The organism is Proteus vulgaris (assembly GCF_033708015.1).
Classification (GTDB): Bacteria; Pseudomonadota; Gammaproteobacteria; order Enterobacterales; family Enterobacteriaceae; genus Proteus.
On record NZ_CP137920.1, the window covers coordinates 227,483 to 253,716 of the forward strand.

The following is a 26,234-nucleotide window of genomic DNA, read 5'->3' on the forward strand; positions in this document are numbered from 1 at the left end:
ATGAAAGGTATTATTTTAGCGGGTGGCTCTGGTACACGACTGCATCCGATAACCAAAGGGGTATCGAAGCAGTTATTGCCTATCTATGATAAGCCCATGATCTATTATCCGCTTTCCGTTCTGATGCTTGCTGGTATTCGAGATATTTTGATCATCACAACACCCGATGATATGACCTCATTTCAGCGATTATTGGGTGATGGTTCTGCATTTGGTGTTCATCTTCAATATAAAATTCAGCCATCGCCTGATGGCTTAGCCCAAGCCTTTATTTTGGGCGAGGAGTTTATTGGTGATGATCATTGCTGTTTAGTTTTAGGTGATAACATCTATTTTGGTCAAGGGTTTAGTCCAAAATTAAAACAAGTTGCTCAACGTGATCGTGGTGCGACAGTGTTTGGTTATCAAGTGATGGATCCTGAGCGATTTGGTGTTGTTGAATTTGACGATGACTTCAAAGTATTGTCGATTGAAGAAAAGCCAGAACACCCTAAATCTAATTGGGCAGTGACAGGGCTTTATTTCTACGATAACCGTGTGGTTGATTTTGCCAAACGAGTTAAACCTTCGATTCGTGGTGAACTCGAAATTACGTCGATTAATCAAATGTATCTTGAATGTGGTGAACTTAATGTCGAACTGCTGGGACGTGGTTTTGCGTGGTTAGATACCGGAACTCACGATAGCTTAATTGAAGCCAGTACCTTTGTTCAAACTGTTGAAAAACGCCAAGGGTTTAAAGTTGCATGTCTTGAAGAGATTGCTTGGCGCAATGGTTGGCTCAGTGATGACCAAGTAAGAGAAAGCGCAAAATCACTGTCTAAAACAGGTTATGGTCGCTATCTATTGGATTTATTACATGTCCGTCCTCGCCAATATTAATTATCTTGAGTGGGAAAGTGAGTATTTTTCCCTCAACACAGGGCGTCTTGAGTTTGATACACAAGCGCCCGCATTAACAAACGAACAGCTTGACGCTTTTGCTGTGGTTCAAGCTAAAGTCGCATCTCATGAGCTTTCTCTTATCGATAAACTCAGCCAATTAGGTTTTCAATTTGCGGAAGGTGAAATTGATTTTAAACTTTCAATTGGCACAGAAAATGCTTGTAAGAAAACGACAGGATCTTTTTTTAGAAAAGCGACTGAAAATGATATCGATTTATTGATGGCAACAGCCTCAGATGCTTTTGTACAAAGTCGTTTTAGAACACCTTGGTATAAAGAAGGTGATAGCAGTCGTTTTTATGCATTATGGGTTAAAAAAGCGGTGTTAGGCACGTTCGATGATATCTGCTTACTGACTTATGATGCTGAAAATAATGTAAGTGGTTTTGTCACTTTACGCCATCTATCTGAACGTGAAGCAAGAGTGGGATTACTCGCAGTAATGCCCAACAGAATAGGACAAGGCATTGGTAAACAACTGATGTCGGCCGCGAAGATTTGGTGTCAACAACAAGGCGTTTCAACCTTATATGTTGCAACACAGATCAGCAATATTGCTGCTTCGCGTTTATACACACACAGTGGGGGCTTAATAGAGAGCACCACTTATTGGTTATACAGGGGATAATATGATTCCGTTTAATAAACCACCGGTTGTCGGCACAGAATTAGACTATATGAAACAAGCTATGGAAAGTGGCAAGCTCTGTGGTGATGGCAATTTCACAAAAAAATGTGAAAAGTGGTTAGAAGAACAATTTCATTGTCATAAAACGCTGTTAACGCCTTCTTGTACAGCATCGCTTGAAATGGCCGCCATCTTATTAGATATCAAGCCTGGCGATGAAGTCATTATGCCAAGTTTTACCTTTGTTTCGACCTCTAATGCGTTTGTATTACGTGGCGCAACAATTGTTTTCGTTGATATTCGTCCAGATACAATGAATATTGATGAAACAAAAATTGAAGCTGCGATTACAGATAAAACTCGCGCTATTGTTCCTGTTCATTATGCCGGTGTTGCGTGTGAAATGGATACGATTATGGCGATTGCGAAAAAACATAATCTGTTTGTTATCGAAGATGCTGCACAAGGTGTCATGTCAACTTACAAGGGTAAGGCGCTTGGTACGATTGGTCATATTGGTTGTTATAGTTTCCATGAAACGAAAAACTACTCATCAGGTGGTGAGGGTGGGGCAACGTTAATTAATGATCCTGATTTAATCAATCGTGCCGAAGTTATCCGTGAAAAAGGGACTAACCGCAGTCAATTTTTCCGTGGTCAGGTAGATAAATATACTTGGCGTGATATTGGTTCTAGCTATTTAATGTCAGACTTACAGGCAGCCTACTTGTGGGCTCAACTTGAAGAAGCTGAAAAAATTAATGAGCGTCGTTTAGCATTTTGGCAGATTTACTATGATGCATTGATTCCATTAGCGGAAAAAGGCTTATTAGCGCTTCCAATCGTTCCTGAAGGGTTAGAACACAATGCACATATGTTCTATATCAAACTGAAAGATATCGAGCAACGTAGCGCGTTTAATGACTATATGAAAGAGCATGGTGTCCTAACGGTATTCCACTATGTGTCATTACATACTAGCCCTGCGGGGATGAAGTTTGGTCGCTTTGATGGTGAAGATATTTTCACTACGCAAGAAAGTGAGCGTTTAGTGCGTTTACCTATGTTCTACAATATGACAGAAGAAGAGCAACAGACTGTTATTGGTCATATTCGCGACTTTTTTGCTTAATTATGTCATTAGCCAAAGCATCAATTTGGACAGCGGGATCAACCCTGATAAAAATCGGGGCTGGTCTGCTTGTTATTAAGTTACTTGCTGTCTCTTTTGGACCAACAGGAGTCGGATTAGCGGGTAACTTTCGTCAATTAATTACTGTACTCGGCGTTTTATCTGGTGCAGGTATTTTTAATGGTGTGACGAAATTAATCGCACAATATCAAGATGATGATATTCAACGCAAAAAAGTGTTGGGGACTTCATCATTTATGATTTTGCTGTTTTCCACATTATTAGCGATTTTATTTCTTCTTTTTTCTGCTCCCATTAGCCAAGTGTTATTTGGTGATGATTATCATCAATATCAGGATATTGTAAGAGCCGTTGCTTTTATTCAAATGGGGATAGCATATAGCAATTATTTTCTTGCTATATTAAAGGGTTATCGTGATGCGGCAGGTAATGCTTTATCTGTGATTGCGGGTAGCGTTATTGGCGTTATTGCTTATTATTTATGCTATTTATTAGCGGGTTATCACGGTGCATTAATAGGGCTAGCCTTAGTGCCTGCGCTTATTTTATTTCCTGCTACATTTTTAGTAGTCAAGCGTAAACGTTTTGCTTTAAGCGAGCTTAAACCTCATTGGGATAAGGCAATAGCAAGTCATCTTGGTAAGTTTACCATTATGGCAATACTGACATCGATTACATTACCTGTTGCTTATATCATGATGCGTAATTTACTTGCTGAGCATTATAGCTGGGAAGACGTGGGAATTTGGCAAGGGGTGACCAGTATTTCAGATGCTTATTTGCAATTTATTACCGCATCTTTCTCTGTTTATTTACTGCCAACACTCTCCCGACTAACGCAAAAGAGTGATATCACCAAAGAGATCGTTAAGTCACTGAAGTTTGTATTACCTGCGGTAGCTGCTGCGAGTTTGATGGTGTGGTTATTACGCGATTTTGCGATTTGGTTACTGTTTTCAGATAAATTTACCGCTATGCGTGATTTATTTGCATGGCAACTTGTTGGCGATGTTTTAAAAGTAGGCGCTTATGTCTTTGGTTATCTCGTCATTGCAAAAGCGGCGTTACGTTTTTATATCCTTACAGAAGTCAGCCAGTTTGCTTTATTAACGTTATTTTCGCGTTGGCTTATTCCTGAGCATGGTGCACTGGGCGCAGCTCAAGCCTATATGGCAACGTATATTATTTACTTCCTTCTCTGTAGTTCTGTTTTCGTGATTTATTGCAGGCGCAAATGACAACTTTGATTTACGTACTAGGTTCAGACATTGTGCATCATAACAACACAATGTTACGGTTTTTTAACGACCAGCTCGTGACTGAGGCGGGGTTAACGTATAAACCCCGTTTTATCGTTGCCAGTAAAAATACCTCACTGCAAGAAAGCTACCCAGCTTTAGATATTGAGTGTTTAGCTGATAAAAAGCAGGTTGCTCAGAGAGTGGTCGCATTGGCAAAAGCGGATACTCATCAACGATTCCTTTTTTTAGGTCAGTTTAATGCGCCTATTTGGTTGGCATTATTGACGGGTAAGATTAAACGCCATCAATTTTGGTGGCATATTTGGGGTGCTGATTTATATCAGGATGCTAAACAGCTAAAATTTAGACTCTTCTATTTTCTTCGTAAACTCGCTCAAAAGCGTGTGGGACGGGTATTTGGTACACGAGGCGATCTGAATTACTTTGCACAATTTAACGTTAATATTCCAGCTAGTTTGCTCTATTTTCCAACAAGAATGGATCCTGCACTCACGGTGATAGAAAAAGCACCTATTGATGAAAAACAACTTACTATTATTGTGGGTAATTCAGGAGATAGATCGAATCGTCATATTGAAGCTTTACAGGCAATAGCAGAGCAATATGGAACACGTGCCAAAGTGATTATTCCTATGGGATATCCTGAAAATAATCACGTTTATATTGATGAAGTCACCCAAGCAGCGAGTCAGTTGCTTCCCTATAATCAGGTTGAAATATTACGTGATAAGTTGGCATTTGATGATTATCTTGCGTTATTGAAAACATGTGATTTAGGCTATTTTATTTTTCATCGTCAACAAGGTATCGGCACGCTTTGTCTGCTTATTCAATTTGCGATCCCTTTTGTTATTAGTCGTCAAAATCCATTTTGGCAGGATTTAACTGAGCAAAATGTGCCTGTTTTTTTCTCGGGTGACAAATTAGATGTAGCGCTGATTGAAGAGGCTAAACGCCAATTGCTAATGCTTGATCGCCAAACTATTGCCTTCTTTGCCCCTAACTTTACGGACGGCTGGAAAGCGTTAATTGAGATGAGTACAGGAGAGCCGCAATGACATTGGCGGAACTGGGTGGCTTAGCACTTGTTTATTTTATCTCTTTAAGCTTTATTTTATTGCTCACTTATCAAGAGTTTCGTCGAGTTCGCTTTAATTTTAATGTTTTTTTCTCAATGCTCTATCTGCTGACCTTTTATTTTGGTTTTCCACTGACTTGTCTGTTGGTATTCCAATTTGATGTCGCAGTTGTACCGGTTGATTCATTATTATACGCGCTATTAGCCTCTACCAGCTTCTATGCAATTTATTATGTAACTTATAAGGTGAGACTGAGAAAATCGGTTGACGGCGCTTCTAAGACGTTATTTACGATGAATAGAGTCGAAACCAACCTCACTTGGATTTTGTTGGCATTAATCGCATTTGTAACCGTAGGTATTTTCTTTCTACAAAATGGCTTTTTACTCTTTAAGCTCAAAACGTATAGTCAAATTTTTTCAAGCCAAGTATCAGGTGTTGCGCTTAAGCGCTTTTTCTATTTTTTTATTCCCGCGATGCTGGTGGTCTATTTCTTAAAACCGACTCAACAACGCTGGATTTTCTTTCTTTGTGCGACGGTGGGGTTTGGGATATTAACTTATATTATCGTGGGTGGAACTCGCGCTAATATCATCATCGCTTTTGCGTTATTTTTATTTATTGGAATTGTTCGTGGCTGGATAACCTTGTGGATGCTGGTTGCAGCAGGGGTTATGAGTATCGTTGGAATGTTCTGGTTGGCATTAAAACGTTATGGGCTTGATGTGAGTGGTGCTGAGGCGTTCTATACTTTCTTGTATCTCACCCGTGATACGTTTTCTCCTTGGGAAAACTTAGCTTTGTTACTTAATAATTATGACAAGATTGAGTTCCAAGGGCTTGCACCAATCATTCGTGATTTTTATGTCTTTATACCTTCTTGGGTATGGCCAGAACGCCCTGATGTTGTACTGAACTCGGCAAATTATTTTACATGGGAAGTGCTTAATTACCATGCGGGTCTTGCTATTTCGCCGACCTTAATTGGCTCTTTGGTTGTCATGGGGGGCATTGCCTTTATCCCATTAGGTGCAATTGTTGTGGGGCTGATTATTAAGTGGTTTGATTGGCTATATCAGCAAGGGCTCAATGAAAGCAATCGTTATAAATCGGCTATTTTGCAAGCTTTTTGCTTTGGGGCTATTTTTAATATGATTGTTTTGGCGCGGGAAGGTGTTGATTCTTTCGTTTCTCGCGTTGTGTTTTTCTGTTTAATTTTTGGTTTATGTTTGGTGGTCGCCAAACTGCTTTATTGGTTATTTGAAAGTGCGGGATTAGTGCGTAATTACGTTACTCGTCAAATACAAAGTGAACCTCGTTGTTTAGAGAAAAAGGAAAAGTAATGGGATCCAATTCAATTCCGAAGTATTCAATCCGCGGACATAATATCTGGGGATTTCGCGATATGGCTCATTTTCTGGATTATCTCTATGAGGGGACGCAAATAAAAAGTGGTTCTCTGATTGCTATTAATGCAGAAAAAATTCTCACCGCAGAAACAGATTCAGCACTCAATGAGCTACTCAATGAAGCTGATTATCTTTATGCAGACGGCATCAGTGTTGTACGAGGCATTCGTCGCAAATATCCTGATGCAAATGTTTCTCGTATTGCTGGTGCGGATTTATGGGAAGCATTAATGGAAAGAGCGGGTAAAGAGGGAACCCCCGTTTTTCTTGTCGGGGGAAAACCTGAAATTCTTTCTCAAACCGAAAATAAACTTAAAGCGCAATGGAATGTAAATATTGTAGGTAGCCAGAATGGTTACTTCACACCACAAGATAGAGAAGCGTTATTTGAGCGTATAAAGGCCTCTGGGGCGAAAATAGTGACGATTGCCATGGGATCCCCTAAGCAAGAGTTATTTATTCGTGCATGTCGTGAGATTCACCCTGACGCTTTATATATGGGTGTTGGTGGAACTTATGATGTATTTACAGGCCATGTTAAAAGGGCGCCTAAAGCATGGCAAAACCTTGGACTAGAGTGGTTATATCGTTTGTTATCACAACCAAGCCGAATTAAGCGTCAATTTAAACTGTTAAAATTCGTTGGGTATTACTATTCCAATAAATTGTAATCGCAATAGTCTCTTTTTTTGTTAGGTCTGGCTGATTAAATGATTTATTCACGCTTTTATCTAGCATCTTGGCTGTTTAATTATTATACTGAAGGGGCGTTCAGCGTATAAAAATGCTCCATTTATCGACGAAATGCACAAACTATCGTCAAACAAACTTTTTTTTTCAAAAAGCACTAGACAGACAGAGCGTAAATCCGTACTATCCTCTCCCGCAACGGCGTGAAGCGCCCGTAGCTCAGCTGGATAGAGCGCTGCCCTCCGGAGGCAGAGGTCTCAGGTTCGAATCCTGTCGGGCGCGCCATTAAAGCGTGCTAAGAGTTACGGTGAAGAACGTTGTTGTAAGAAGTAATAAGATAGCTGTTATGGTGGCTATAGCTCAGTTGGTAGAGCCCTGGATTGTGATTCCAGTTGTCGTGGGTTCGAGTCCCATTAGCCACCCCATCTTATCTTAGTTATTGTTTATGCGAGGGTGGCGGAATTGGTAGACGCGCTAGCTTCAGGTGTTAGTGTCTTAACGGACGTGGGGGTTCAAGTCCCCCCCTTCGCACCAATAAACAAGGTAAGAGCAGTGATACAGACGGCGAGTAGCGCAGCCTGGTAGCGCAACTGGTTTGGGACCAGTGGGTCGGAGGTTCGAATCCTCTCTCGCCGACCAATAAGAAAGAGCCTCGATTTTATCGAGGCTTTTTCGTATCTACGACTTACCTTTTTAAACGCTGCCATACCACTCCTATTTCTATAATTCATTAATTCATTACTCTTACCCGTACTTTTATTTTTTGTTCTGTGTTCCAGGTAAGAAAACCAAAATGATCTTTTTAACAGAAATGTCATCCTTGTTACTTATAAGGGTTATTAATAATTTAATTTATTGCCGAATTTTAGTCTTTATAAAAAGGTGAGTTAAATGCATAAAATAATAACTATTAACTGCATGAAATATAAGAACTTTATTTTATTTGTCGGTAAATGCCAACACTCTCTATTTTTAATGTCGCCAATAGGAGACATATAACATGCTGATTTTAAATAATTAAATATTTGATGTGTTTTCTTGTCGTGAAAAAGAGACGTATTATAAGACCCTATATTTTCTTTTTTATTTAGCAATAGCATGGTGAAAGTACAGACCATAGCTTCTTTATTATTAAAAATGAGTAAAGTTGGAAAGAAAAACTAAAATTCAATACGTTACATTATTCATTTTAGAGATAAGGGATATTTTTAATAAAAAATGAAAAATTGGCACGTTACATGCAGTATGTATAGTGTAGATGCTCATTCCACTCCTTATGACAGCATATGGCTTCATAAACCTAGGAATGATGCAGAGCCGATTATTCGGTGCCTACGTCCACGTTAACGATGAACATCATTCATCATCAACAGGACGAAACGTTGAGTGAGGCACCATCCGTCTGTAGACCTGATTGTATATTTATACGCCTGTATATTTTTATGCAGGCGTTTTTTTATCTATTAATAGACAGCTATTTTGTGTTCACTGCATTATCACGCTATTATCCAGTGCAAGGGTAGATTGGAAATATTATCAATATGATAAATAAGCAAAAAGCATATCTTGCACAAGAAAAACTCTTTCTTATAGAGAAATTTGGTCCATTATTGTTCTTTTTGATCCCGCTTATTATGCTCATTGTTGGGGGGAAATCATGGGCTAAATATGTGGCTTTTCTTTGTCAGGGGATTGCACTGATTTATATCATCGTGTTTTATCAAGCGAGAAAACATTACCTGTCATTTAAGCAAGAAAATGAGAAAGGAATACCCACTCGTTTTTATCGTATTGCTTGGGTGTATGTCTTTTTGACTTTATGTGCAGAAGTGGTGCTGTTATTTCAATATGGCTTTTAAATCAAATAAAAAACCCTCAATATAAAGAGGGCTTTTAATCTGACGATCAATCTGATTATGATCGCGTTTATTATTGATTGAGTTTATTGACTTTTTTTAGGCTCTTCAAAAATGACTGAATCCTTTTTCAGTGTCATTAATAAAGCATCTTTACGCACTTTCGCCGACTCTTCAGATTTTTTCTGTTTATCTAATACATCAGCAAGCCACGCAAAGTCATGAACATCAGGACGTTGTTTTAACGCATTACGAAATGCCTCTTCAGCTTGAGCCCATTGCCCTTGTTGCATTGCTATCTGACCTAATGTGCTATTGAGTAATGGGGTTGGTCCATGTTGTTTAATTAATGTATTAAGCACTTTTACAATAACATTGGTATCTGTATTTTTTAAACGAGGCAAGAGTAAGATCAAACGCTCATCATATTGACGTTTAATACCGTCTAAGATGATCGTTTGAGCCGTATTTGGATCGTTGCACTCGATAAGGTGTTCAGCCAACACAACACGCAATGCATTATCATGATGTACTTTACGAGGCTGTGCTTTCCACCAGTTTTTCAGCCCATCACAGCCATTTTCGGACATTTTCTGTCCCATAATTCCGATATAAGCTTTTTGGCGTAATTGTTCTAGTTCATCATCCGTGTGTAATGCAATTTTTTGCATGGAAGGAATGATATCAAGTAATGCTTGCCAAGCCGCTGTTCGTGTATAAGCAACCTCGGCAAGACGTAACACTTCTGGATGGCGGGGGGCTTGATTTAATAATTCATCAACGCCAGTACGCGCTGCATGATTTTCATTTTGTGCTAATAAAATACGCACTCGTGTGATATCAACTGGGAGCTGATTAGTATCAGCAAGCTCAGCTGCGCGTTCAAGATGTTGTTGAACTCGGAATTCATCACCTCGCTGTTGTGCGGCTTCAGCAGCTAATAGGTAGTTTACAACAGGTTGTTCTGCATAATCTGCATTACGGCTCATCAGTTTTTCAACTTCTTTAAAATCACCTTCCGCTAATTTCATTAATGCCATGCTAGTTTGTTTGCGTGCCCGATTACGTTTACGGAAAGAAAACCAACTATATGCTTTTGAGCCTGTACCAATAAAGCGACGATAACCCCAACCAATCAGTAGTAGGGCTAATTGCAGTAAAATAAATATAATGACAAGGCTAGTCACACTGGTTTCGATATCCCAATCATCAGTTTGTATAAGCACATAACCTTGATGACCAGCCAATAGTGGGCCAAAAATGATGCCCGCAATAAGCACGACAAAAAGGAGCAGTATTTTTAACATAAACTTATTCTCCTTGTTGTGTTACGGGTGCATCAACCGCTGTACTATCAGCAGCGGCATCTTGTATGCTTTCTGATGCATTATGTTCAACGTCTACTGCTTGAGCATCTTGGGCTTCTGCAACTTGTGGCTCTGCGTATTCATTTTGAGCCAGTAAATTGCGGATTTGCTTTTCTACACGTTTTTCTAGCAGTATCGGGCTCTTCAATTCTGATGGCATTGCAAGCGTAATAGGCTGTTTTTCTAATTCAGATATCGTATCTAAAAATGCAGTTGTACTTGGATCTGAAGTATCAAAATAAGCACGTACCCAAGTGGATACAGCTTCCAGTGATTGCTGATAAGTTTCAGTTTGGTGACGAGGTACTGCTTGAGAAGCAATTAATAAACGTGAACGGATATTCTCACGTAGGTAGACATCTTGATTCGGTGCTAATAAAGGAACGGCTGCGGTATCACGACGACGAATGGTAATAAAATCATCCATAAAGCTTTTCCAACTTTTGCTGAGATTCTGTTTCCAATCAGAAAGTGAACCAGAAATGGTTTCGTCGTTTTTATCCATGGGTGAGCCGTTACGCTCCAAACCGGCTAAACGGAGATTATCAATCTGATTTGCTAACTGGTTTAATTGTAAAATGATGCCATCATTATCAATTTTGGTGAGAGCAGCTAAACTGCTGATATCCTCATTAATAGCACGACGGATCTCAAGTAAACTCGGATCGTTCATTTCCGCTAAGCTACTATCCGCACCTTTTAGTAGACTTACCGCGGTCACAACATCTTGATCATTCCATAACTTACGACCTGCCATTTTCACCATAAAATCGGCTTGTGCTAATAGCCAACTTTTGACATCTGCACTGGAAATAGCAGCAAAGCGTGTTTGTAGATCTTGAATTTGGCGCTCTGTCGTTTGGCGCTCGTGTTGTAACTTATCGATAGTCTGCTTTTGTGAGTTAAACATACTATCAATATTGTCAAAGCGTTGTTGATAAGTATTTTGGCGTTGTTGTAATTGGGCAAGCTCAGATTTGAGTGATTGATTTTCTACACTCAGCTTTGATGCTTGTTGATTGGTGTAATAGTAAAGACCACCACCGATTGCCAAAATAACAAGGATTGCAACAGCACTTCCAATTAGGCCTGAGCGCTTGTTATTAACAGGTTTGACTTCCTGATAGCGGACATTCTCATCAGCTTTAGCTGCATCTTTTGGCAAGTCATTATCATTTGTATTTTTCTGTTCCGTCATATCGGCGTCTCATTTAGGTTCTGTATTAATGCATGAAATAAAGCATCATTATTGGCACTTTCAGCAACGGTGACGGTTTCCCACCCTAATGTTTTTGCTATTGTTGCTAATCGTTCACTAACCACAAATAAATGGCAGTTTAACAGCCATGCTTTTTTAGATTCAGCGACCAGATCAAAGAGTTGTTGTAACATTTCACCGCTAGTGACAACAAGCGTATCAACCTGTGCTTTTTCCCATTGAAGCGCAAAGTCTTCGGGGGAATAATTAATAAATAGGCGTTGGTAACATTCGCATTCATCAACAATTGCGCCTCGTTGACTCAATGTTGTTGCGAGTAAATCACGACCACCGTTACCTCTCAGCAGTAATATTTGCTTGTTTTTCACCTGATTAAGCGCAGGAAGGTCAAGAAGATCTTCACTGGTTTCTCCTTGCTCAGGGTAGCAAATTGGAAGACTGCTTAAATGTTGGAAATCTTTCGCTGTGCTTTGACCTATTCCATAATAGGATAGCGTATCTGGCCATGATTGCTGTAATTGATTTAGTTGCCAGTTTGCGTATGACACCGCATTTTTAGAAAGTAAAAATACACAATCACCCGCCCTTAATCCTGTTAGTTTAGCATTTAATAAAGGGAGTTCACGACCTGCGGTGATCTCTATCAAAGGTGCTTGAAAAGCTGTTTGCCCTGCATTAATTAAACGCTGGACTAATGCCTTTCCTGCTGGGTTGGGGCGAGTAACTAAAATACTCATGCAGGTGTGCTACCTTGATACACTGCCGTTAAAATCGCGCGAGCCCCTTTATCTAAAAGCTCTTCAGCTAATGAGATACCTGCAGTTTCAGCGTTATCTGGCGTGACTAAACGTTCGCCACGTAAAATAGTTTTGCCATCAGGAGAACCGACTAAAGCCCGCAACCAAATTTTGTCATCTTGCCAAATGGCATAGCTTCCAATAGGAACTTGGCAACCGCCTTCAAGGCGAGTATTCATTGCACGCTCTGCTTTAACGCAAATTGCAGTGCGTGAGTGATTGAGGGCATCTAAGCGTTGGCGAGTTTCCTTATCATCTAAGCGACATTCAATTCCCACTGCGCCTTGCCCAACGGCGGGTAAAGATTGCTCAGCAGATAATGGCGTGCGGATCCGCTCGTTAAGACCTAGGCGTTTTAAGCCAGCAACAGCAAGGATAATCGCATCATAATCGCCATTATCTAATTTCCCTAAGCGAGTCCCTACATTACCTCGCAAATCACGAATAATTAGGTCTGGGCGCTGTGCTTTTAATTGACATTGGCGGCGTAAACTGGATGTTCCTACAATGCTACCCGCAGGTAGTTCTTCTAAAGAATCATAATGATTAGAGACAAAGGCATCACGAGGATCTTCCCGTTCACAAATAGTCACTAATCCTAAGCCTTCAGGAAAATCAATAGGAACATCTTTCATAGAGTGAACGGCAATATCTGCACGTGATTCAAGTAGAGCAAGTTCTAACTCTTTTACAAATAGCCCTTTGCCACCTACTTTTGCTAAAGGTGTATCTAAAATGATGTCACCTTTAGTGACCATCGGTACTAATTCAACGACTAAACCTGGATGAGTAAGTTGTAGTTGTTCTTTCACATAAAGTGCCTGCCACATAGCAAGAGGGCTTTGGCGGGTAGCAATACGGATGGTACTTTTTGACATAATAGTATTATCTCTTCCGAGCGATTAGCGGTATTTTTGTTTAGAAATAAGGCATTGTTTTAACACTTTAAGGCTCAATTTTCCAGTTAAGGCGTTTTGTGTCGTAAGAACAATGAAAGAAATGAGGGCATTATCGAAAAAGAAAAAAAGAAAGAGGAAATAAAAAATAAGTAAATTATTAATGGATACTCTATGGTTTAGTTATTTTCATCATTTTATTATTTTTATATCTATATAAAAAGTGTGGTTATTTACAAAATGAAAACATTAACTTAATACTGTTAACATTTTGTCAATAAAAAGTGATGTGGTAATTATGTTTAATCTGAACATATTGATAAAACAACCATTATTTTAAATTTACTTTTTTTTCTTATTGTTTTTTTATATATAAAAACGCTATAAATTTTAACAAAATTATTTTTAAATAAAAGAAAGAGAGGTAATAGAAATAGAAAAATAAATTTAGTCTTAAATTAAATAAATAATTAATAAAATTTAAATATTATTTTAAATATTATTATCGCAATACTAAGAATAAGATCCTTATTTTAAGTGTAAAAATAAAAAATAATTAAAAAATATAAATAATTCATTATTATCAATCGGTTATTTCTATTTTCACTTTTTTATCTATTTTTTATGTTTTGTCAAAATTTATTTTTAGTTTCATCATTGAGTAAACAGAGATTTTTGTGGGTTAAAAGAAGGATTGAGCGATTTTTTTTATCATTTTCTCTAGAAATAAAATAGCTTATCTTTATGATTATAAAGATATTTAATTGATGGCTTTACACGATTAAGCACTTGAATATCATTTTTAGATCTTGGTGCTATATTTTGAGTTTCTCTTTACGCCTTGCGTTCAAGGTGTTAAATTGATCACGTTTCCGAGATTTTGTTAGTAAAGTTTTATCTATTAATATTACCTAACTCAACCTTGGTTACTTATAAACTCAGATTCTACTATCTTCTTAGTATTGTTCAGGCGAAACTCTTGTATCTTTATATTGAAACACTGAAGCAACGGCTGGATGCGATTAATCAACTCAGACTGGAACGAGCATTTGCATCGATGAGTGATGTTTTTAAACAGGTCTATGGTTTAATTCCTGTTTTATTGCATTACCACCATCCTGAGTTGCCCGGCTACATACAAGGAAATGTTCCTCACGGCACATGTTTCTTTAAACCTGATGACATGCAACGTCAATGGGCGAATAGTCTGGTTAGCGCATTATGTAATGATCCGATGGATGGATACGCCAATGGAGAGTTGCCAATTACTGGTATCTATTCAATGGGGAGTACCTCTTCTATTGGTCAGAGTCACTGTTCTGATATTGATATTTGGGTCTGCCATCAATCATGGCTGGATCAAGATGAACGTGCACTTTTACAACGCAAATGCCAATTGATTGAACAATGGGCGGGCGAACTCGGTATTGATGTTACGTTTTTCTTAATTGATGAAAATAGATTTCGTCATCACGCAAGCGGTAGCTTGGGTGGAGAAGATTGTGGTTCTACTCAACATATTCTTTTACTTGATGAGTTTTATCGTACTGCGGTACGCCTAGCAGGTAAGCGGTTGCTATGGGCGATGGTGCCTATTGAAGAAGAACATCATTATGACGAATATGTTAACTCCCTTTATGCTCAAGGTGTATTAACGCCAAATGAGTGGCTAGACTTAGGGGGGTTAGGTGAACTTTCTGCTGAAGAGTACTTTGGCGCAAGTTTATGGCAACTCTATAAAAGTGTCGACTCACCTTATAAAGCAGTACTAAAAAGTATTTTATTAGAAGCCTACTCAGCGGACTATCCTAATGGAAAGTTGCTGGCATTAGAAATGAAACAACATCTACATCGTGGCGAAATCGTTAATTATGGGTTAGATGCTTATTGTATGATGCTGGAGCGTGTCACTCGCTATTTGGTTTCTATCAATGATTTAACTCGTCTTGATCTTATCCGTCGCTGTTTCTACCTGAAAGTATGTGAAAAATTATCTAACGAAAAAACACAAAACGAACCTGAAGGTTGGAGGCGACAAGTCTTATCGCAATTGGTTACTCAATGGCAATGGGATAATGAGCGCTTAACAGTACTCGATACGCGTGATAGTTGGAAAATCGAGCGTGTCCGTGATGCACACAATGAATTATTAGATACGATGATGCAAAGTTATCGTAATCTTATCCGTTTTGCGCGTCGCAATAATTTAAGTGTCAGTGCAAGCCCGCAAGATATTGGTGTTTTAACACGTAAACTCTACGCTGCGTTTGAAGCATTACCCGGAAAGGTCACACTGGTTAATCCACAAATTTCACCTGATTTATCAGAGCCACATTTAACCTTTATTTATGTACCACAAGGTCGAGCAAATCGTAGTGGGTGGTATTTATATAACCGAGCCCCTAATTTTGAAAATATCGTTGGACACCAACCATTAGAATATAATCGCTATTTAAATAAATTAGTGGCATGGTCTTACTTTAATGGGCTGTTAACGAAAGAGTCTCGAGTTTATATTCATCAAGGAGGATCTTCTTGTGATGAAATTAAACTGCATGAACTTGTGAGGGATATGTCGAGCCATTTCCCCATTCGTTTACCTGCACCAACACCGAAAGCACTATATAGCCCTTGTGAAATTAGACACCTCGCGATTATTGTTAATTTAGAAACTGACCCAACAGAGCGTTTTTCTGATCAAGTGGTTCACTTTGATTTTAGAAAACTCGATGTCTTTAGCTTTGGTGAAAAAGAGCAGTGTCTTATTGGTAGCATTGATTTGTTATATCGTAATTCTTGGAATGAGGTGAGAACCCTTCATTTTAGTGGCACGCAATCTATGTTGGAATCGTTAAAAACGATTTTAGGTAAAATGCACCAAGATGCGGCTCCACCTGCCTCTGTTGAAGTATTTTGTTATAGTCAACATTTGCGTGGTTTGATCCGTACTCGTGTTCAGCAGTTAGTCTCGGAATGTATTGAATTGCGATTATCAACAAATCGTTTAGAGCCGGGGCGTTTTAAGGCGTTACGCATTGCTGGGCAAACGTGGGGGTTGTTCTTTGAACGCCTTAATGTGTCGGTGCAAAAATTAGAGAATGCTATCGAGTTTTACGGTGCAATTTCATATAACAAGCTTCATGGATTGCCAGTTAAATTAGATAAAGATGCTCGCTATTTACCTGCAGTGATTGATGGTTTTGCTTGTGAAGGGATCATTCAATTCTTTTTTGAAACCACAGAAGATAATAATGTCTTTAATATCTACATATTAGATGAAGCCAATCGTGTTGAAATTTATTCTCATTGTGAAGGAAGTAAAGAAGAGCTAGTGAAAGATGTTAGCCGTTTCTATTCTTCTTCTCATGACCGATTCACATACGGCTCCAGTTTTATTAATTTTAATTTACCGCAGTTTTATCAAATAGTGAAAGTGGAAGGATTAACACAAGTGTTGCCTTTTGCTGGCGGATCCTTTGGTAAGTTATCCGACCTAGGTAGCAAAGAAGCTCAACCTGAGATGAATGTTGTTGCCCACGGATTTACAGATTATAAAGCGGTGCAACACTCTTAATTCAGAACATGCCAATACATAATCTAATACACAATAATGGGCGCGTTGATAGCGCCCATTATTGTCGTTAACTTTGCGCCTTAGAAAGAAAACGCTTCCCCACTTTGTTCCGTTATTGCTTGTGCTAGCATGGCTAAAAATTCACCGCCACTTCTATCACAAATCCATTGTGCATCTTTCCAATCAAAGTGATAGCCACCAGAGCGCGTTGCTAACCAAACTTGATGAAATGCTTCCTGACGATTAATAATAATTTTACTATTATTTTCAAAGGTTAATGTCATTACACCGCCATTGATTTCACAATCAATATCTGCGTCACCTTCGTAATTATCAATAGTTTGTTCTATTTCTGACAAGAGTTCATCAGCTAATTGGTGAAATTCACTGTCGTTCATCTTCATTTCCTATTTGCTTTTCGAGATCTAACTGCGATTATAGAGGATATTAACCAAATAAATGACAGGCAGATTTCGAATGAAAACGTATTTACGTTGCACTCTTGCTATAATAACACTGATTTCTCTTTCTGGTTGTGGCTTGAAAGGCCCTCTTTATTTCCCTCCTGAAGATACTCAGGCAAAAATGACACCGTCATCCCAGCCAACCCAGCAAGTTGAGAGCGCCTCAACTCAGACCAATTAGTCAATCTTAGAAACGGTAATTTCGTTTCAGGCAGGGGCAAGATGCAATTTTCAAAAATGCATGGTCTTGGCAACGACTTTATGGTGGTCGATGCTGTGACTCAAAATGTTTATTTTTCACCAGAATTAATATGTCGATTATCGAATCGCCATACTGGTGTTGGGTTTGATCAATTATTGGTGGTTGAAGCACCTTATGATCCTGAACTCGATTTCCATTACCGTATTTTTAATGCAGATGGGAGTGAAGTTGCGCAGTGTGGTAATGGTGCTCGTTGCTTTGCTCGATTTGTGAGATTAAAAGGTCTTACAAATAAAAGAGAGATCAAAGTCAGTACACAGTCTGGCAGGATGACCTTGCATGTTATGGATAATGATGATGTGTGCGTTAATATGGGCGAGCCTGAATTTGAACCTCAAAAAATCCCTTTTCGTGCACAAAAGGCAGAAAAGACCTATATTATCAGGGCAATGGAACGCACTGTATTATGCGGTGTAGTCTCAATGGGAAATCCTCATTGTGTTATTCAGGTTGAAGACATTAAAACAGCAGAAGTTGAGTTGTTAGGACCTGTATTAGAGCAACATGAACGTTTTCCTGAACGTGCTAATATTGGTTTTATGCAAATCGTAGACAGAAGTAACCTCCATTTACGGGTGTTTGAACGTGGTGCAGGTGAAACAAATGCCTGTGGTAGCGGTGCTTGTGCCGCTGTTGCAATTGGTATTTCACAAGGCTTATTAGACAAACGTGTGAACGTCACTTTGCCGGGTGGATCATTGCTAATTGAATGGAAGGGAGAGGGTAACTCTCTTTATATGACTGGACCGGCGACACATATTTATGATGGGATCATTCAGCTATAATATTATTTTTTGAGAGGTTATCTGTATGACGGATAAAAATGAGCAGTTCTGTTGCCCTGAAACAAACGAACTTAATGATCAACAAGTGATCCGTTACCTCAGGGAACATCCTGGTTTTTTTATCCGTAATGCAAGCTATATTGAGCAAATGCAAGTTCCTCACCCCGTCAGAGGAACCGTTTCTTTAGTCGAATGGATAATGTCGCGTCAACGTAATCGCATCCATTATCTTGAAGAAGATATGCGTTTGCTGATAGAACAAGCCGCTGAAAATGAAGCTCTGTTTAGCCAACTCTTATTATTAATTTCTGAACTCTCCAACAGCACTTCTCTTCACGAAATGCTAGAACGCTTAAACCTTTGGGCGAAGGGATTAGGACTTTATTCAGTTCAATTACGTCTATTTACCGATCGTTGGCAATTACAACCCCCTTTAGATGCACAAGACCTCCCATTATCTCGGCAAGCATTTGAACATTTTCGCATTCAACGTATGGGCGATGATAATCATTATTTAGGCCCATTAAATGGGCAAGAAATAATGTTATTGATGCCTAATGTACGACGCTCAGGTTCTGTTGCGCTTTCATTGTTAGGGCATTATGGTGATTTAGGCGTGATTATTTTTAATAGCCGAGATAACCAACATTTTCAGGAAGGGATGGGAACCGTAATGCTGGATAAGCTTGCTCATATTTTACCCGAATTGTTACTTCGTTGGATTGCAAGGCAATGAACCAACCAATAGATATTCCAGAAACACTTTCTACCGCTATCGAGCAATTTTTGCGTTATATTCAGGTTGAACGCCGATTAAGCCCTGTCACAGTAGAAAATTATCATCGCCAACTAACGGTATTAGCCCAAATGATGGTGGCGATGAAAATCACACAATGGATATCACTTGAAAGCCAACATGTACGCATGCTATTAGCGAAAAGTAATCGTAGTGGATTACAACCGACTAGCCTTGCTTTGCGCTTTTCTGCGTTACGTAGCTTTCTTGACTGGCAAGTAGCACAAGGAATGTTAGCGGTTAATCCAGCAAAAGGCATTCGTACACCTAAATCGGGTCGCCACCTTCCTAAAAATATGGATGTCGATGAAGTTAGCCAATTGATGAATATCGATTTAAAAGATCCTCTTTCTGTTAGAGACAGAACCATGCTTGAAGTGATGTATGGTGCGGGATTACGCCTATCAGAATTGGCTAACTTAAATATTAACGATATTGACATGAATGAAGGTGAAGTTCGTGTTTTAGGGAAAGGAAGTAAAGAACGAAAAGTACCATTAGGAAGAAAAGCGCTAGAGTGGTTACAAAACTGGTTTCCTATGCGAGAGCTCTATGCCCCTGAGGATAAAGCTGTCTTTATCTCAACCCAAAGTGGTAAGCGTTTATCCGTGCGCAGTGTACAAAAACGGTTTGAACTTTGGGGCATTAAACAAGGACTCAGTAGCCATGTGAACCCTCATAAATTACGCCACTCGTTTGCGACACATTTATTAGAATCCAGTGGTGATTTACGGGCTGTACAAGAGTTATTAGGACACGCTAATTTATCGACCACACAAGTTTATACCCACTTAGATTTTCAGCATTTAGCGAAAGTCTATGATGCTGCTCATCCAAGAGCTAAGAGAGAAAAATCATAATGCGCTTTTACAGAACTCTGACGCCAATTGCAGCGATGACTTTTGATTTAGATGATACGCTGTATGACAATGTGCCAGTGATGGACAAAACGGAAAAAGAGACACTGGATTTTATTCGTCAATATGATTTGCGTTTTAATCATTTCACTGAAAAAGATGTGAATGCTTATAAAAAACCACTGATAGAAAATAATCCTGATATTTTTCATGATATTACACAATGGCGTTGGCTTGCGGCGAGAAATATGTTGTTAGATTACGGTTACAGTGACGCCAAAGCACAACAAGGTGCTGATGACATTATGGCGCACTTTGCTTATTGGCGTAGCCGCATTAATGTGCCTAAAAATACTCATCAAGTTCTCTCTGAATTGGCGCAGAAAATCCCATTGATTGCGATTACAAATGGTAATGCAAACCCATTAAGTTGTGGCTTAGGGCAGTATTTTTCACATATTTTAAAAGCAGGCCATGATGGTCGCTCTAAGCCTTATCCTGATATGTTTGATAAAGCCGCCTCACTGTTAAATCTTCCTCATGAGAAAATCTTACATGTGGGAGATCACCTTGTTACAGATGTTGAGGGTGCCGTTAATAGTGGACTACAAGCGTGCTGGATCAACCTTGATAACCGTAGTTTGTTTGAAGAAGGTGAAACCAGAGTCATGCCGCATATTGAAATTACAGATTTAAGCAAACTGATAGAATTAGTTTAATGTGATATTTAGTAAGAATGGTGCAGATAAACGCGGTTAAAAAGGGCTTTATTTTGCATAGCGCGTAAATTCCTGTTAGTTTGTTGCTTACTCTCTATTTCTGTATATATCCACAGTATTTTCTTCACTAAATGATTGGTAATTATGGACGTCTCATATCTGCTAGAAGGCCTTAACGATAAACAGCGCGAAGCAGTAGCCGCACCTCGTATTAATATGCTGGTGTTAGCTGGCGCAGGCAGTGGTAAAACACGGGTACTGGTGCATCGTATCGCTTGGTTATTATCTGTTGAACAAGCTTCTCCTTTTTCGATTATGGCTGTGACGTTTACCAATAAAGCCGCTGCAGAGATGCGTCATCGTATTGAAGACTTAATTGGTACAAGCCAAGGCGGTATGTGGATTGGCACTTTCCATAGCCTTGCTCATCGTTTATTACGTGCACACTATCTTGATGCAAATTTGCCACAAGATTTCCAAATTATTGACAGTGATGATCAATATCGCCTTATTCGCCGTATTGTTAAATCAATGAACCTTGATGATAAACAATGGCCTGCCCGTCAAGGTATGTGGTATATCAATGGAAAAAAAGATGAAGGTTTGCGACCGCAACATATTCAAACTTATGGTAATCCTGTTGAAGCAACATGGTTAAAAGTATATCAGGCATACCAAGAAGCATGTGATCGCGCGGGTCTGGTAGACTTTGCGGAGCTTTTATTACGTGCCCACGAACTTTGGCTTAATAAACCTCAAATCTTAGAGCATTATCAAAACCGCTTTACCAATATCTTGGTTGATGAATTCCAAGATACTAACCGTATTCAATATGCATGGATAAGAATGTTAGCAGGTCAAACTGGTAAAGTGATGATTGTAGGTGATGACGACCAATCTATTTATGGTTGGCGTGGTGCACAAGTTGAGAATATTCAAAATTTCTTAAATGAGTTTCCTGGCGCAGAAACTATCCGATTAGAGCAAAATTATCGTTCTACAAGTAATATTCTAAAAGCGGCAAATGCACTCATTGCCAATAACAGTGACAGATTAGGTAAAAACCTATGGACTGAAGGGGCTGAAGGTGAGCCTATTTCGCTGTATTGTGCTTTTAATGATCTGGATGAAGCGCGTTATGTTGTCGGTCGAATTAAGCGCTGGCAAGAAGAAGGTGGTGCGCTAACCGATTGTGCCATTCTTTATCGTAGTAATGCCCAATCTCGTATAATGGAAGAGGCGTTATTACAAGCGGCGATGCCATATCGTATCTATGGTGGTCAGCGCTTCTTCGAGCGCCAAGAGATCAAAGATGCCCTCTCTTATATGCGATTAACGGCTAATCGCCATGATGATGCTTCTTTTGAACGCGTGGTGAATACACCAACACGGGGCATTGGTGATAGAACATTAGACATTGTTCGCCAAGTCGCAAGAGATAACCAAATTACCTTATGGGAAAGTGCATTACAGGTTATCGAACATAAAATGCTAGCAGGGCGTGCAACAGCCGCAATACAACGGTTCTTAGAGTTAATTGAGACGTTGGCTTCTGAAACCGCAGACATGCCACTACATGTACAAACAGACCGAATTATTCGTGATTCAGGTTTAAAAGCGATGTATGAGCAGGAAAAAGGTGAAAAAGCGCAAGCCCGTATTGAAAACTTAGAAGAACTGGTCACGGCGACTCGCCAATTTAGCTATCAAGATGAAGACGAAGATTTAATGCCATTACAAGCGTTTCTTTCGCATGCCGCATTAGAATCAGGCGAAAGCCAGGCGGATGCGTATCAAGATGCCGTACAGTTAATGACGCTTCATTCGGCTAAAGGGCTCGAATTTTCACAAGTCTTTATTGTGGGTGTCGAAGAAGGCATGTTCCCAAGTCAAATGTCGCTAGATGAAGGTGGACGTTTAGAAGAAGAGCGTCGCTTGGCTTATGTTGGTGTCACGCGAGCAATGAAAAAGTTAACACTCACTTATGCTGAAAATCGTCGTTTATATGGAAAAGAAGTCAGTCATCGACCTTCTCGTTTTATTGGCGAATTACCTAAAGAGTGTGTTGAAGAAGTCCGTTTACGCGCGACAGTTTCACGCCCTGTTAATCATAGTCGTTTAGGCACTCCGATTATCGGCAATGATACGGGTTATTCGCTTGGACAACGTGTGAAACACCCCAAATTTGGTGATGGCACCATTATTAATATTGAAGGTAGTGGTGAACATTGTCGATTACAAATCGCTTTTAATGGTGAAGGTATTAAATGGCTGGTGGCAGCATTTGCTCGACTGGAATAAGCCTCGATTAGAGTGAATGAATATTATTCTAATATAAAAACACCCTTAGTGATTAGATAGATACACGGGGGTGTTTTTTTTTAAGGGAAGCTTGCGTCGGTTAAGGAATAATCTCGTTATCTATTCTTACTTAACGGGATCTCTTAATGAAGCTCACTAGTTTGTCGCATACCAACGCTTTTATTACACCAGTTACACCTTGCTCGAAAACGTCGTCTGTCTCTTTTTCGAGTAATGAATTATTGATCGAAAATATTGAGGAGATCCTTCTTGATACTTATTACCACTGTGAACCGATCAATAAATTTGAAGAAGATTTGTATTGCAAATTATTGAGACACCAGCGTGATTTTGTTCCTCGTATTAATCTCTATTACAGTGTTGTGATTAACCATATTCAATGGATTAATAACACAATATCAACAAGTGCGTATTTGTTAAAGAAGAAGAATAAAAAGAGAAAATTCTCTTCCGCGTTTATACAAATCTGTAACTTAGCGGAAGAGTGAGTGTTAGAGAGTTAGCTACGTCTTAAATGGCGTTGTGTATAAAGTGCATCAAGCGTAAAGAGGATCAACGCAACCCAAATAAAACCAAAGGTGATTAGGCGTTCTGCATCTATCTTCTCGCCATATACCATTGTCGCAAGAATAAACATCAAGGTTGGGCCAATATATTGGAAAAAGCCCAAGGTTGATAAACGTAGATGATGCGCCGCTTCTGTAAAGAGTAGTAATGGTACAGTCGTAATAATACCGGCTGCAATTAATAAGGTATTTAATGACCAACTGTTTTCCAGCATATTGCTAGTCGGCGAATGTGTGAAAAATAAAATATAAATTAAAGCAACAGGAAATAGCCATAATGTTTCTACTAGCATACCTGTTTGTGCATCGACACCTAATTTTTTACGCAGTAATCCATAAAGACCAAAAGTCACGGCGAGGCTTAACCCAATCACGGGTACTGAACCAAAGTGCCAGAGTTGAATAAATACGCCCGTAAATGCTAAACCTACCGCTATCCATTGCATACGGCGGAAGCGCTCGCTTAAGAACAGCATACCAAACAACACGTTAACCAGTGGGTTAATAAAGTAACCAAGGCTGGCTTCTAGCATATAGCCATGGTTAACCGCCCATATATAGGTAAGCCAGTTAGTTGCGATAATGACAGCCGTTAGTGCTAAAAGAAAAATTTTTTTAGGTTGACGTATTAACTGGCGCAAATAAGGCCAATGACGACTGATAGTCATTAGAATCAACATAAAAAAGAACGACCATAAAATACGGTGCGTTAAGATCTCTTCTGCGGGCACTTCTTGAATGCTTTTAAAATAAACAGGGGCAATACCCCAGATCAAATAGGCGCCTAAGGCACATAAAACGCCTTTCATCGTGTTTTTCTGGCTCATGCTATCTCTGGTATTGATGGAAAGGAAAAGTGTGACGGGGTTATCATACCCAATGACATTATCTAATGTGTCATTAGGCATGTATTTTTACAAGTAATTAATACTAATCTAAGCATTATCGCGCGCAATGAATTTTAATAAAGGCTTAACCTACAATATAGGTTGCAGTCCCACTTGCAATATGAACTTGTTTTTCATTATGTAATTCAACACGAGCAACAGACACCTTATTGCCACTGCGTAAAATATGGCTACTTGCAGTAAAATATTCTCCACGTCCTGGTCTTAAATAATCAACACGTAAGTCAATTGTGCCCATATTAGCGAGTTTTTGCTCAAGTAGCTCTTGGGATATTGGTGCTAAACGTGTTAATGCATTACCGACACAAACCAACCCTGCACTGACATCAAGTACAGACGCAATGAGTCCGCCATGTAAGATACGTTGAGCGATATTACCAACAAGTTTATCTTGATAGCGAAATTGAATTTCCGCATAGTCTTGTTCAAAGCGAACGAGCTCTAAGCCGATTAATTGATTAAAGGGCATCTTATAAACAAAAACATGACCAATTAGTGTTTGAGCCTCTTCTAATGTTAACTGTTTTTCCATTTTTAGAACCTCTGTTATCACGTCATTAAGTTAATACTATGTTAATAATACATGACGAAGTCGTAATTGCACATTCGTGCTATAAATATAATGATGTAAAAATATACGAGATTTAATGGCGATTACGTGTAAAATATGGTCGCAAACGTGTAATAAAGCATATATATAAGAATTAATTCGAAAGTAAGTACTAACTTCTATATTATTCAATAATGAAACAGGATCATTAACTATGCGTTACATCCGTTCTTTACTTGCGGTGGTTTTATTCTATCCAGCATGGGGATTTACATCCGAAATACAAGCATCATCTCCTGCACCGCTTGTTCAGGGCAGTATCATTTCTGGTTTATTACAAGAATATGATTCACCTTTTGTTCTTTATCCTTATGAATCCAATTATATTATTTACACTGATACCTCTGATATGAATAAAGAGGCTATTCAAAGTTATGATTGGGGTAATAAGGCTAAAAAAGATGAGGTGAAATTTCAGCTCAGTTTGGCTTTCCCTTTATGGCGCGGTATCGCGGGTGAAAACTCTGTTTTAGCGGCATCTTATACTCAACGCTCTTGGTGGCAATTAAGTAATAAGAAAGAATCGGCTCCTTTCCGTGAGACAAATTATGAACCACAACTTTTTCTAGGGTGGGCAACAGATTATAAATTTGCGGGGTGGACACTTCGTGAAATAGAAGCGGGTTTTAACCACGAATCGAATGGCCGATCAGATCCCACCTCTCGTAGTTGGAACCGCGCTTATGCACGTTTTATGGCACAAAAAGGCAATTTACAGCTTGATCTAAAACCTTGGTATCGCTTTAGTGAAAGTGCTGAACGTGATGATAATCCAGAGATTAATCGCTATATGGGTTATTACCGTTTAAAAGCGGGCTATCGGTTAGGCGAAAGTGTGATCACTGCGACTGGGCGTTATAACTGGAACAGTGGTTATGGGGCGGCTGAATTAGGCTGGAGTTACCCAATTACTAAACATGTACGCTTTTATACCCAAGTATTTAGTGGTTATGGTGAATCAATGATTGATTATAATTTTCGTCAGACACGAGTTGGTGTTGGCGTGATGCTTAATGATATGCTGTAATTTTCCCCGTTCTGGGTTAGCATAGCCTTATAAATGATGATGG

At 39.2% G+C, this 26,234-nt stretch carries 24 protein-coding genes and 4 tRNA genes; 21 read left to right on the forward strand and 7 right to left on the reverse strand.

What is annotated here, in order from left to right; translation table 11 throughout:
- The 12 genes from rfbA (at position 1) to SB028_RS01275 (ending at position 9,025) form a co-directional block, all read left to right on the forward strand.
- Positions 1-882, forward strand: coding sequence for a glucose-1-phosphate thymidylyltransferase RfbA (gene rfbA / locus SB028_RS01220; RefSeq protein ID WP_069369916.1), 882 nt, complete (start codon positions 1-3; stop codon positions 880-882).
- Positions 860-1,573 carry a dTDP-4-amino-4,6-dideoxy-D-galactose acyltransferase gene (gene rffC / locus SB028_RS01225; protein WP_069369915.1) on the forward strand — a complete coding sequence of 238 codons (714 nt, stop codon included), beginning with the start codon at positions 860-862 and terminating at the stop codon, positions 1,571-1,573. The genes rfbA and rffC overlap by 23 nt, the downstream gene beginning before the upstream one ends.
- A 1-nt stretch (position 1,574) precedes the next feature.
- Positions 1,575-2,705: a dTDP-4-amino-4,6-dideoxygalactose transaminase gene (gene rffA / locus SB028_RS01230; protein WP_069369914.1), complete on the forward strand. Its 1,131-nt coding sequence runs from the start codon at positions 1,575-1,577 to the stop codon at positions 2,703-2,705.
- Between the two features lie 2 nt (positions 2,706-2,707).
- Entirely contained in the window at positions 2,708-3,964 is a 1,257-nt protein-coding gene (wzxE, locus tag SB028_RS01235; protein ID WP_069369913.1) for a lipid III flippase WzxE, read from the forward strand.
- Complete coding sequence (locus SB028_RS01240; RefSeq protein ID WP_069369912.1) at positions 3,961-5,046, forward strand: TDP-N-acetylfucosamine:lipid II N-acetylfucosaminyltransferase; 1,086 nt, start codon at positions 3,961-3,963, stop codon at positions 5,044-5,046. Before wzxE ends, SB028_RS01240 begins: the two co-directional genes overlap by 4 nt.
- Complete coding sequence (wzyE, locus tag SB028_RS01245) at positions 5,043-6,410, forward strand: ECA oligosaccharide polymerase (RefSeq protein WP_069369911.1); 1,368 nt, start codon at positions 5,043-5,045, stop codon at positions 6,408-6,410. Before SB028_RS01240 ends, wzyE begins: the two co-directional genes overlap by 4 nt.
- On the forward strand, positions 6,410-7,147 hold the full coding sequence (wecG, locus tag SB028_RS01250; RefSeq protein ID WP_069369910.1) for a lipopolysaccharide N-acetylmannosaminouronosyltransferase: 738 nt from the start codon (positions 6,410-6,412) through the stop codon (positions 7,145-7,147). Before wzyE ends, wecG begins: the two co-directional genes overlap by 1 nt.
- 227 nt (positions 7,148-7,374) lie before the next feature.
- Positions 7,375-7,451, forward strand: a tRNA-Arg gene (locus SB028_RS01255).
- Between the two features lie 64 nt (positions 7,452-7,515).
- Positions 7,516-7,591, forward strand: a tRNA-His gene (locus SB028_RS01260).
- A gap of 22 nt (positions 7,592-7,613) precedes the next feature.
- A tRNA-Leu gene (locus tag SB028_RS01265) sits at positions 7,614-7,700 on the forward strand.
- A gap of 28 nt (positions 7,701-7,728) precedes the next feature.
- A tRNA-Pro gene (locus SB028_RS01270) sits at positions 7,729-7,805 on the forward strand.
- A 902-nt stretch (positions 7,806-8,707) separates the two neighbouring features.
- Entirely contained in the window at positions 8,708-9,025 is a 318-nt protein-coding gene (locus tag SB028_RS01275) for a hypothetical protein (RefSeq protein ID WP_069369909.1), read from the forward strand.
- An 83-nt stretch (positions 9,026-9,108) separates the two neighbouring features.
- Here the strand turns inward: SB028_RS01275 and hemY are convergent, their stop codons facing one another.
- From hemY to hemC, 4 genes are read right to left on the reverse strand one after another with little or no spacing between them, the layout of a single operon-like run.
- Positions 9,109-10,329 (reverse strand): protoheme IX biogenesis protein HemY, encoded by a 1,221-nt coding sequence (gene hemY / locus SB028_RS01280; RefSeq protein WP_069369908.1) that lies wholly within the window; start codon positions 10,327-10,329, stop codon positions 9,109-9,111.
- 4 nt (positions 10,330-10,333) lie between these two features.
- Entirely contained in the window at positions 10,334-11,587 is a 1,254-nt protein-coding gene (gene hemX / locus SB028_RS01285; protein ID WP_069369907.1) for a uroporphyrinogen-III C-methyltransferase, read from the reverse strand.
- The gene (gene hemD / locus SB028_RS01290) at positions 11,584-12,345 is read right to left on the reverse strand and encodes a uroporphyrinogen-III synthase (RefSeq protein WP_069369906.1); all 762 of its coding nucleotides are present in this window, start codon (positions 12,343-12,345) and stop codon (positions 11,584-11,586) included. The genes hemX and hemD overlap by 4 nt, the downstream gene beginning before the upstream one ends.
- Entirely contained in the window at positions 12,342-13,283 is a 942-nt protein-coding gene (gene hemC, locus SB028_RS01295; protein ID WP_069369905.1) for a hydroxymethylbilane synthase, read from the reverse strand. Before hemC ends, hemD begins: the two co-directional genes overlap by 4 nt.
- 997 nt (positions 13,284-14,280) lie before the next feature.
- On the opposite strand from hemC, the gene SB028_RS01300 reads away from it, so the two are divergent.
- Complete coding sequence (locus SB028_RS01300) at positions 14,281-16,875, forward strand: class I adenylate cyclase (RefSeq protein ID WP_069369904.1); 2,595 nt, start codon at positions 14,281-14,283, stop codon at positions 16,873-16,875.
- A gap of 80 nt (positions 16,876-16,955) precedes the next feature.
- Here SB028_RS01300 and cyaY read toward each other — a convergent pair whose 3' ends face one another.
- A complete protein-coding gene (gene cyaY / locus SB028_RS01305; RefSeq protein ID WP_069369903.1) occupies positions 16,956-17,273 on the reverse strand; it encodes an iron donor protein CyaY in 318 nt (105 codons plus the stop codon).
- A gap of 79 nt (positions 17,274-17,352) precedes the next feature.
- On the opposite strand from cyaY, the gene lptM reads away from it, so the two are divergent.
- From lptM to SB028_RS01340, 7 genes are all read left to right on the forward strand, one after another.
- Positions 17,353-17,520 carry an LPS translocon maturation chaperone LptM gene (gene lptM, locus SB028_RS01310; RefSeq protein ID WP_074454113.1) on the forward strand — a complete coding sequence of 56 codons (168 nt, stop codon included), beginning with the start codon at positions 17,353-17,355 and terminating at the stop codon, positions 17,518-17,520.
- A gap of 41 nt (positions 17,521-17,561) precedes the next feature.
- Positions 17,562-18,386 (forward strand): diaminopimelate epimerase, encoded by an 825-nt coding sequence (dapF, locus tag SB028_RS01315; protein ID WP_069369902.1) that lies wholly within the window; start codon positions 17,562-17,564, stop codon positions 18,384-18,386.
- Positions 18,387-18,411: 25 nt separating this feature from the next.
- Positions 18,412-19,122, forward strand: coding sequence for a DUF484 domain-containing protein (locus SB028_RS01320; RefSeq protein ID WP_069369901.1), 711 nt, complete (start codon positions 18,412-18,414; stop codon positions 19,120-19,122).
- Entirely contained in the window at positions 19,119-20,042 is a 924-nt protein-coding gene (gene xerC / locus SB028_RS01325; protein WP_069369900.1) for a tyrosine recombinase XerC, read from the forward strand. Before SB028_RS01320 ends, xerC begins: the two co-directional genes overlap by 4 nt.
- Positions 20,042-20,758 carry a 5-amino-6-(5-phospho-D-ribitylamino)uracil phosphatase YigB gene (gene yigB, locus SB028_RS01330; RefSeq protein WP_318859749.1) on the forward strand — a complete coding sequence of 239 codons (717 nt, stop codon included), beginning with the start codon at positions 20,042-20,044 and terminating at the stop codon, positions 20,756-20,758. Before xerC ends, yigB begins: the two co-directional genes overlap by 1 nt.
- 144 nt (positions 20,759-20,902) lie before the next feature.
- Positions 20,903-23,059, forward strand: coding sequence for a DNA helicase II (uvrD, locus tag SB028_RS01335; protein WP_069369898.1), 2,157 nt, complete (start codon positions 20,903-20,905; stop codon positions 23,057-23,059).
- A 146-nt stretch (positions 23,060-23,205) separates the two neighbouring features.
- On the forward strand, positions 23,206-23,568 hold the full coding sequence (locus SB028_RS01340; protein WP_128860792.1) for a hypothetical protein: 363 nt from the start codon (positions 23,206-23,208) through the stop codon (positions 23,566-23,568).
- Positions 23,569-23,579: 11 nt separating this feature from the next.
- Here the strand turns inward: SB028_RS01340 and rarD are convergent, their stop codons facing one another.
- Together rarD and SB028_RS01350 are read right to left on the reverse strand one after the other, a co-directional pair.
- Positions 23,580-24,473: an EamA family transporter RarD gene (gene rarD / locus SB028_RS01345; protein ID WP_069369897.1), complete on the reverse strand. Its 894-nt coding sequence runs from the start codon at positions 24,471-24,473 to the stop codon at positions 23,580-23,582.
- A 145-nt stretch (positions 24,474-24,618) separates the two neighbouring features.
- Positions 24,619-25,086, reverse strand: coding sequence for a thioesterase family protein (locus SB028_RS01350; protein ID WP_069369896.1), 468 nt, complete (start codon positions 25,084-25,086; stop codon positions 24,619-24,621).
- 232 nt (positions 25,087-25,318) lie between these two features.
- On the opposite strand from SB028_RS01350, the gene pldA reads away from it, so the two are divergent.
- Complete coding sequence (gene pldA, locus SB028_RS01355) at positions 25,319-26,191, forward strand: phospholipase A (protein ID WP_069369895.1); 873 nt, start codon at positions 25,319-25,321, stop codon at positions 26,189-26,191.
- The last annotated feature ends 43 nt before the right edge of the window (positions 26,192-26,234 follow it).

Bases quoted from the DNA above. Each gene is read 5' to 3' on its own strand.
- rfbA (WP_069369916.1), top strand. From the start codon at position 1: ATGAAAGGTATTATTTTAGCGGGTGGCTCTGGTACACGACTGCATCCG.
- rffC (WP_069369915.1), top strand. From the start codon at position 860: ATGTCCGTCCTCGCCAATATTAATTATCTTGAGTGGGAAAGTGAGTAT.
- rffA (WP_069369914.1), top strand. From the start codon at position 1,575: ATGATTCCGTTTAATAAACCACCGGTTGTCGGCACAGAATTAGACTAT.
- wzxE (WP_069369913.1), top strand. From the start codon at position 2,708: ATGTCATTAGCCAAAGCATCAATTTGGACAGCGGGATCAACCCTGATA.
- SB028_RS01240 (WP_069369912.1), top strand. From the start codon at position 3,961: ATGACAACTTTGATTTACGTACTAGGTTCAGACATTGTGCATCATAAC.
- wzyE (WP_069369911.1), top strand. From the start codon at position 5,043: ATGACATTGGCGGAACTGGGTGGCTTAGCACTTGTTTATTTTATCTCT.
- wecG (WP_069369910.1), top strand. From the start codon at position 6,410: ATGGGATCCAATTCAATTCCGAAGTATTCAATCCGCGGACATAATATC.
- SB028_RS01275 (WP_069369909.1), top strand. From the start codon at position 8,708: ATGATAAATAAGCAAAAAGCATATCTTGCACAAGAAAAACTCTTTCTT.
- hemY (WP_069369908.1), bottom strand. From the start codon at position 10,329: ATGTTAAAAATACTGCTCCTTTTTGTCGTGCTTATTGCGGGCATCATT.
- hemX (WP_069369907.1), bottom strand. From the start codon at position 11,587: ATGACGGAACAGAAAAATACAAATGATAATGACTTGCCAAAAGATGCA.
- hemD (WP_069369906.1), bottom strand. From the start codon at position 12,345: ATGAGTATTTTAGTTACTCGCCCCAACCCAGCAGGAAAGGCATTAGTC.
- hemC (WP_069369905.1), bottom strand. From the start codon at position 13,283: ATGTCAAAAAGTACCATCCGTATTGCTACCCGCCAAAGCCCTCTTGCT.
- cyaY (WP_069369903.1), bottom strand. From the start codon at position 17,273: ATGAACGACAGTGAATTTCACCAATTAGCTGATGAACTCTTGTCAGAA.
- lptM (WP_074454113.1), top strand. From the start codon at position 17,353: ATGAAAACGTATTTACGTTGCACTCTTGCTATAATAACACTGATTTCT.
- dapF (WP_069369902.1), top strand. From the start codon at position 17,562: ATGCAATTTTCAAAAATGCATGGTCTTGGCAACGACTTTATGGTGGTC.
- SB028_RS01320 (WP_069369901.1), top strand. From the start codon at position 18,412: ATGACGGATAAAAATGAGCAGTTCTGTTGCCCTGAAACAAACGAACTT.
- xerC (WP_069369900.1), top strand. From the start codon at position 19,119: ATGAACCAACCAATAGATATTCCAGAAACACTTTCTACCGCTATCGAG.
- yigB (WP_318859749.1), top strand. From the start codon at position 20,042: ATGCGCTTTTACAGAACTCTGACGCCAATTGCAGCGATGACTTTTGAT.
- uvrD (WP_069369898.1), top strand. From the start codon at position 20,903: ATGGACGTCTCATATCTGCTAGAAGGCCTTAACGATAAACAGCGCGAA.
- SB028_RS01340 (WP_128860792.1), top strand. From the start codon at position 23,206: ATGAAGCTCACTAGTTTGTCGCATACCAACGCTTTTATTACACCAGTT.
- rarD (WP_069369897.1), bottom strand. From the start codon at position 24,473: ATGAGCCAGAAAAACACGATGAAAGGCGTTTTATGTGCCTTAGGCGCC.
- SB028_RS01350 (WP_069369896.1), bottom strand. From the start codon at position 25,086: ATGGAAAAACAGTTAACATTAGAAGAGGCTCAAACACTAATTGGTCAT.
- pldA (WP_069369895.1), top strand. From the start codon at position 25,319: ATGCGTTACATCCGTTCTTTACTTGCGGTGGTTTTATTCTATCCAGCA.